Consider the following 6721-nt stretch of genomic DNA (forward strand, 5'->3'; position numbering starts at 1 on the left):
TTAATAAATTATTGATTTTGTGATTTACGTCTTGTTTATGGCATTGCGGAATGCATTATTTCTGAAAATTAAAGTGAGTGCTGTACTCCCAGCAGCAAAACGATGCTTTTTTTGACTGGATGAGGCGTACCTTCCTCGCGGTGCTGCATCTTCGTGCATTTGCCTCTAAAAAGTGCGGGAAAAGCGCACATACAGTGCTATCTCCCGTTACATCTCCTTTTCCCATTACTCAAAGTGCGGGTATTTCCGTTGTTCAGCGGTTATCTATCATTTGGTACAAACATTGCTTTAGCCATAGACCGCACTATTACCATTAAATTTCTTTGATAGGGATAAGGTATGTCACAGGCGAAACAAGCACCGGAATTAAAACGTACGTTGGGCAGTTTTCAATTATGGGGTATTGCCGTCGGGTTGGTGATTTCCGGCGAGTATTTTGGTTGGAGCTACGGATGGGCGCAAGCGGGAACGTTAGGGTTCCTGTTTACCGCTCTGGGTGTGGCCGCGATGTACACGGCATTTATTTTTAGTTTTACCGAATTAACCACCGCTATTCCTCATGCCGGAGGGCCGTTTGCTTACGCTCACCGCGCTTTTGGCCCAACGGGTGGCTTTATTGCTGGTCTTGCGACGTTGATTGAGTTTGTATTTGCTCCTCCCGCCATTGCCATGGCAATTGGTGCCTATATTAATGTTCAATTCCCAGCAATTGACCCAAAGTGGGTGGCGGTTGGGGCCTATCTGATATTTATGTCATTGAATATTCTGGGTGTCAGTATTGCTGCAACCTTTGAACTGTTGGTGACGATATTGGCCATTTTTGAGTTGCTGGTATTTATGGGCGTGGTCGCACCAGGCTTTGAAATCAGTAACTTTGTCAGAGGCGGTTGGGCTGGCGCGGATACATTCAGTATCGGGTCATTATCGGGGATTTTTGCCGCTATTCCCTTTGCTATTTGGTTCTTTTTGGCGATTGAAGGGGCTTCGATGGCCGCAGAGGAAGCAAAAGAGCCACAACGTACCATTCCGCGCGCCTTTATTGGCGGTATTTTGACCTTAGTGGTGCTGGCATTAGGTGTGATGGTATTTGCCGGTGGGGTGGGCGACTGGACTAAGCTATCTAATATCAACGACCCACTGCCACAAGCAATGAAAATTATCGTTGGCAGCGACAGCGGTTGGTTACACATGCTGGTATGGCTTGGGCTATTTGGTCTGATAGCCTCATTCCATGGCATCATTATGGGTTATTCCCGCCAGATTTTTGCTTTGGCCCGCGCCGGTTATTTACCTAAGCCGCTGGCCAAAGTAAACCGCCGTTTCCGTACCCCACACCTGGCTATTTTGGCCGGTGGTGTTGTCGGGATTGGTGCTATTTTTTCTGACTCGTTGATTATTATTGGCGGCATGCCACTGACGGCAAATATTGTCACTATGTCGGTGTTTGGTGCCATCGTGATGTATATCATCTCAATGTTGTCATTATTCAAACTGCGACAAACAGAGCCACGCCTGACTCGCCCATTCTCCGCGCCGTTCTATCCCTTTGCGCCAGCATTGGCGTTAGTTTTGGCGGTTGTCTGTCTGATTGCGATGATCTATTACAACCCGCTGCTGGCTCTGATATTCGCTGGAATGATGTTGGTCGGTTATATTTATTTTCGTCTTACCCACCGTTCACGCGCTACTGCCGCATTTGATCCACAGCTCAGTGCTGCCGAGTGATCCATTCTTGCTATTAATGTCATCATTGTTCAGGCTGTTTATGCAGCCTGTGCAACTAAGGGACGCAGTATGTACCAGACAACACTGAGCCATCGTAGTTACCACTTTGGCGATTTACGTGATTTGATGGCTAAAGCTTCACCGGCACGTTCGGGTGATTATCTGGCGGGCGTTGCGGCAGAAAGTGCTGAAGAACGCATGGCTGCCCGTATGACGCTGGCAGATCTGCCGCTAAAAACGTTTTTACAGCAAATGCTGATTCCTTATGAGCAGGATGAAGTCACACGGCTGATTATTGATAGCCACGACCCGCAGGCTTTTGCGCCAATAGCGCATCTGACCGTCGGCGATTTTCGTGACTGGTTACTCAGCGAGCAGGCCGACAGTGTGGCGTTAGCGCAAGTCAGTGCTGGTATCACCCCAGAAATGGCCGCCGCGGTAAGTAAAATAATGCGTAATCAGGATTTGATTCTGGTGGCGAAAAAATGCCGTGTTATTACCCGATTCCGTAACACTATTGGCCTTGCCGGCCACTTAAGTGTGCGGCTACAGCCCAATCACCCCACGGACAGTTTGCCGGGTATCGCCGCCAGCATGCTTGACGGCCTGCTGTATGGCAGCGGTGATGCTGTGATTGGCATCAATCCCGCCAGTGACAGCTTGCCATTGTTAGAAAAACTTAATTATATGCTGGATGACGTGATAAGCCGCTTTGAGATCCCCACTCAATCCTGCGTATTAACGCATGTTACTAACACGATTAAGTTGATTGAACGCGGAGCACCGGTTGATTTAGTGTTTCAGTCTATCGCGGGCAGTGAAGCTGCAAATGCCGGTTTTGGCATCAATCTGGCCTTGTTGGAAGAAGCACACTGTGCGGCATTGAGCCTCAAGCGAGGCACTGTCGGTGACAATGTGATGTATTTTGAAACTGGGCAGGGCAGTTGTCTCTCCGGTAATGCCCATTTCGGGGTTGATCAACAAACCTGTGAAGCGCGCGCTTATGCGATTGCTCGTCGCTTCTCACCGTTACTGACTAATACTGTCGTCGGGTTTATCGGGCCAGAATATCTTTATGATGGTAAGCAGATTATCCGTGCCGGTTTGGAAGACCATTTCTGTGGCAAGTTACTGGGTGTCCCACTCGGTTGTGATGTCTGCTATACCAACCATGCTGAGGCGGATCAGGATGATATGGATACCTTGCTGACCTTACTGGGGACCGCTGGACTGACCTTTATGATGGGGGTGCCGGGAGCTGATGACATCATGCTTAATTATCAAAGTACGTCGTTTCATGATGCGTTGTATATCCGGCAATTGCTCGGTCTGAAACATGCACCCGAGTTTGGTCTGTGGCTAGAGAAAATGAATATTATGGATGCTCAGGGGCGCTTGCGTGATACCGCGGCCAATCATCCGTTATTAGCACAGTTGCCACCTATGGGGGCATTCTGATGAGCGGAAATGAGATAATAAATGGGGTGTTACATCGCAATTCGTGGGCGGCTTTGCGTCAGTTTACGGCGGCGCGCATTGCTCTTGGCCGTACAGGAGCAAGCTTGCCGACTGAAGAGCTGTTGAAATTTGGTTTGGCACATGCACAGGCACGTGATGCTGTGCATCAGCCGTTTATCAGTGAAGATCTTGCTAATCAACTGGCAGATTCAGGATTACGGACACTTACCGTCAACAGTGCTGCGCCAGATCGTGCAACTTATCTGCGCCGCCCGGATCTTGGCCGAAAGCTATCGTCGCAAAGCCGTGAACAGTTGTGTGCATGGCCTGATAAGCAAGCCGACATCCTGTTGGTCATTGGTGACGGTCTGTCATCAAAAGCGGTACATCGGCAGGCAATCCCTTTGGTGATGGCCTTACGACCTTATTTGCAAACGCTCGGCTTATCACTGGCCCCGATAGTGTTGGCTCATCAATCACGGGTAGCATTAGGGGATGATGCAGGGGAGTGTTTACAAGCCAAAGCGGTTGTCATGTTGATTGGTGAAAGGCCGGGGCTTTCTTCCCCGGATAGTTTGGGGGTTTATATGACTTGGGGGCCGAACACGCGGCGGTTGGAGTCCGAGCGCAATTGTATTTCTAATATCCGGCCAGAGGGGTTGGATTATCCTCAGGCGGCTTTTAAGTTAGCCTGGTTGTTGGAGCAATCTTTCCAACGGCATTTATCGGGGGTGAAGCTTAAGGATGAAAGCGATAACCCGGCATTGTACGGGCGGGTAAGGCCAATTTACCCACTGACAACATAAGCAGTATATCTGGCTGGATATTTACGACATAATGGCGGAAATGGCTATTTTTTGTGCCTTTAATCCGCTATCTAACATGCATTTTGGATAATGTTAAGTTATTCTATCTAAATGTTGCAGGCCGCTCTATCCTACACATCGCCTCGCTTTACAACTATTCTTATAAATATCTCACTAAATTTGAATTTTTTAACAGGTATTACTCCGCGTCATCATTTTCATGCTTTATGCAGTGGAGCTATTGGGAACATAAGGAAGAAACAATGGGACTACGAAGAAAGAGTGTTAAACCTATGCAACTCAATGATATTACAATCATTGATGATGCAAAACTGAAGAAGGCAATCACCGCAGCGGCGTTGGGCAACGCCATGGAGTGGTTCGATTTCGGGGTGTATGGTTTTGTCGCTTTTGCACTTGGCCAGGTATTTTTCCCCGGCGCTGATCCCGGTATTCAGATGATTGCTGCACTGGCGACTTTTTCCGTTCCTTTCTTGGTTCGGCCCCTTGGTGGCTTATTCTTTGGTGCGTTAGGTGATAAATATGGGCGGCAAAAAGTTCTGTCTGTCACCATCATTATTATGTCGGTCAGCACCTTCTGTATTGGTCTGATTCCCTCTTATGCCTCGATAGGTATTTGGGCACCGATATTATTGTTATTGGCAAAACTGGCACAGGGTTTTTCGGTTGGTGGCGAATATACCGGAGCCGCTATTTTTGTGGCTGAATATTCACCCGATAGAAAACGTGGTTTTCTTGGCAGTTGGTTGGATTTTGGTTCCATTGCAGGTTTCGTATTAGGCGCTGGAGTCGTTCTGCTCATTTCGAGCATTGTGGGTGAAGCCAGTTTCCTTGAGTGGGGGTGGCGTATTCCGTTTTTCGTTGCTGCGCCATTAGGATTAATCGGTATCTATTTGCGTCATGCACTTGAAGAGACACCGACCTTTCAACAGCACGTCGATAAAATTGATAATGATTCACGCCACAATATTGCCGAGCCACCTAAGGTTTCTTTCCGTGAGATTTTAACTAAACAATGGAAGAGCCTGATTATCTGTGTCGGGATGGTTATTGCCACCAACGTCACCTATTACATGCTACTGACCTACATGCCAAGCTACCTATCCCATAGTCTGCATTATTCTGAAGATCATGGTGTATTGATTATCATTGCAATCATGCTGGGTATGTTATTCGTCCAGCCTGTGATGGGATTAATGAGCGATAAATTTGGCCGTAGACCTTTTGTTATTTGTGGCAGTATTGGGCTGTTTATTCTCGCTATTCCCAGCTTTATTTTGATTAATAGCGGCATTATCGGTTTGATATTTTGTGGTTTGTTGATCCTGGCTATTTTGCTTAACTGTTTTACGGGGGTGATGGCCTCAATATTACCCGCAATGTTCCCAACCCATATCCGCTACAGCGCATTAGCTATCGCGTTTAATGTGTCGGTGTTGGTTGCAGGGCTGACACCAACGGCCGCAGCGTGGTTGGTTGAAACAACGCAAAATCTGTTTATGCCCGCTTATTACTTAATGGTGGTGGCGGTTATTGGTTTGGTTACTGGAGTATTTATGAAAGAGACTGCCAATATGCCACTGAAAGGGGCGACGCCAGCCGCGTCTGATCGGGCGGAGGCCAGAGAGATATTGCAGGAACACCATGATCATATCGAACACAATATTGACGACATTGATCAAGAAATAGCCGAACTTGAGAAAAAGAGAAAGAATCTGATCGCACAACATCCTGATATTAATTAATCAGTTTTGAGGGGTACGTCAGAGTGTTAATTTGATTTATATCAATAAAATTCATTTCTATACAATGGTTTACCTTTCTATTCAAATCTGTCTTTGACCCTCCCCCAAGGGGAGGGTTTAGATTATCAGTCATTATTCCAACTTATCTAGAACATTTCCTCTTACTGGAAGGATACCATGACAGTGAAAAAGACATTTGCAACAACAGCTCGACTGGCTATTGTTGCTTTAGCTGCGGTCACTTTTAGCCATTTCGCCGCGGCGACGACACAAACGGAATTTTTGGCTCAACATGGCTTAGCGGGAAAAACCACTGAGCAAATGATTGAGACCATCGATCAATCCAAACAAGAACGCCCTTTGGCATATTCAGCTTCGGTAACGAGTGCTGAACTCACCTTATCCGATGAACAACAGCGGTATTCTTTCCCCTTGGGTGATAAGTTCTATCTCTCATTCGCCCCCTATGTAAACCAAACTCACCCATGCTTCAATCACAGTTTGTCTGGCTGTCGTGGTGAATTGGCGAATAGCGCATTTGATGTGAAAATTACCGATAAAACCGGGAAAGTTATCCTGCAAGATACACTGACCAGCTATCAGAATGGTTTTATTGGTGTGTGGTTGCCACGCAATACTGAGGGGACTATCGAAGTGAGTTATCAAGGTCTCAAAGCTGTATCACCTTTTGCGACCCAAGCTGAAAGCCAAACCTGCATGACAACATTGCAACTAAAAAAATAAACGACTTAACGGCAAATTTTAACAATCGACAGAATAATAATAACCAGCTTAGCGGCTGGTTTTTTATTTCCTCGTGGCTGGAATAATAGATGTTTTTCTTGCCACTCGCGAGTATTTTTTAAATTATTAAATCCTGTTTATACTCCTTATGGCGAGGGATAATACCTGGCGTAAGTGATATTAAGTTTACGTTATGCTAAACGAAATGGCCAAGAGAAATAT

5 protein-coding genes are annotated in these 6721 nt (G+C 46.6%); all 5 read left to right on the forward strand.

Going from position 1 to position 6721, the window contains the following annotated elements; translation table 11 throughout:
- Positions 1-339 precede the first annotated feature (339 nt).
- Complete coding sequence (gene eat, locus V1952_RS18905) at positions 340-1725, forward strand: ethanolamine permease (RefSeq protein WP_372560543.1); 1386 nt, start codon at positions 340-342, stop codon at positions 1723-1725.
- A gap of 69 nt (positions 1726-1794) precedes the next feature.
- Positions 1795-3183 carry an ethanolamine ammonia-lyase subunit EutB gene (locus tag V1952_RS18910; RefSeq protein WP_420075312.1) on the forward strand — a complete coding sequence of 463 codons (1389 nt, stop codon included), beginning with the start codon at positions 1795-1797 and terminating at the stop codon, positions 3181-3183.
- Entirely contained in the window at positions 3183-3989 is an 807-nt protein-coding gene (gene eutC / locus V1952_RS18915; RefSeq protein WP_420075313.1) for an ethanolamine ammonia-lyase subunit EutC, read from the forward strand. Before V1952_RS18910 ends, eutC begins: the two co-directional genes overlap by 1 nt.
- Before the next feature lie 263 nt (positions 3990-4252).
- Entirely contained in the window at positions 4253-5755 is a 1503-nt protein-coding gene (proP, locus tag V1952_RS18920; protein ID WP_372560546.1) for a glycine betaine/L-proline transporter ProP, read from the forward strand.
- A 183-nt stretch (positions 5756-5938) separates the two neighbouring features.
- The gene (cueP, locus tag V1952_RS18925) at positions 5939-6499 is read left to right on the forward strand and encodes a copper-binding periplasmic metallochaperone CueP (RefSeq protein WP_420075314.1); all 561 of its coding nucleotides are present in this window, start codon (positions 5939-5941) and stop codon (positions 6497-6499) included.
- Positions 6500-6721 lie beyond the last annotated feature (222 nt).

Origin of the sequence: Yersinia sp. 2542 StPb PI, assembly GCF_048593855.1 — a bacterium.
GTDB classification, from domain to species: domain Bacteria; phylum Pseudomonadota; class Gammaproteobacteria; order Enterobacterales; family Enterobacteriaceae; genus Yersinia; species Yersinia enterocolitica_E.

Excerpts from the sequence above, each read along its gene's own strand:
- eat (WP_372560543.1), top strand. The coding sequence starts at position 340 with ATGTCACAGGCGAAACAAGCACCGGAATTAAAACGTACGTTGGGCAGT.
- V1952_RS18910 (WP_420075312.1), top strand. The coding sequence starts at position 1,795 with ATGTACCAGACAACACTGAGCCATCGTAGTTACCACTTTGGCGATTTA.
- eutC (WP_420075313.1), top strand. The coding sequence starts at position 3,183 with ATGAGCGGAAATGAGATAATAAATGGGGTGTTACATCGCAATTCGTGG.
- proP (WP_372560546.1), top strand. The coding sequence starts at position 4,253 with ATGGGACTACGAAGAAAGAGTGTTAAACCTATGCAACTCAATGATATT.